This is a genomic window from Teichococcus vastitatis (assembly GCF_003604215.1).
Taxonomy (GTDB): Bacteria; Pseudomonadota; Alphaproteobacteria; order Acetobacterales; family Acetobacteraceae; genus Pseudoroseomonas; species Pseudoroseomonas vastitatis.
The window spans coordinates 1-508 of sequence record NZ_QXGS01000247.1; the positions used below are offsets into that span (position 1 = coordinate 1).

Here is a 508-nt window from a genome sequence, read left to right on the forward strand (position 1 = left end):
AGAACGCGCTGCTCAACCTCTGCATCAACGCGCGCGATGCCATGCCCGATGGCGGAAGGCTGACGGTGACAACAGCGAATTGTCAGCTCGATCGCCAGGCCGCTCAGGTGCCGGACCTGCCCGCGGGACGATACGTCGTGCTGAGCGTCTCCGACACCGGCACGGGCATGACGCCGGACGTGATGGCGAGGGCCTTAGAGCCCTTCTACACCACCAAGCCGGAAGGCCAGGGTACGGGGCTCGGCCTGTCCATGGTCTATGGCTTTGTGCGGCAGTCCGGTGGCCAAGTCCGCATCTCGTCACGGCCTGGCCAGGGCACCAGCATCTGCCTTTATCTGCCGTTTCACCCAGGCCAGGCTGACGCGTCTGAAACACCTACGGACCATGGCAAACCTCCTCCGAGTGGTGCCGGCAGAACCGTTCTGGTGGTCGATGACGAGACCACCGTACGCCTTCTGGTGACCGAGGTTCTGCACGATCTCGGTTATACGATCCTGGAAGCTGGTGA

1 protein-coding gene is annotated in these 508 nt (G+C 63.2%); it reads left to right on the forward strand.

All coding sequences use genetic code 11. The features are described 5' to 3' along the window. Window positions 1–508, forward strand: a 508-nt coding sequence (locus D2K64_RS24135; RefSeq protein WP_238384415.1) for an ATP-binding protein, incomplete at both ends; no start/stop codon positions are given.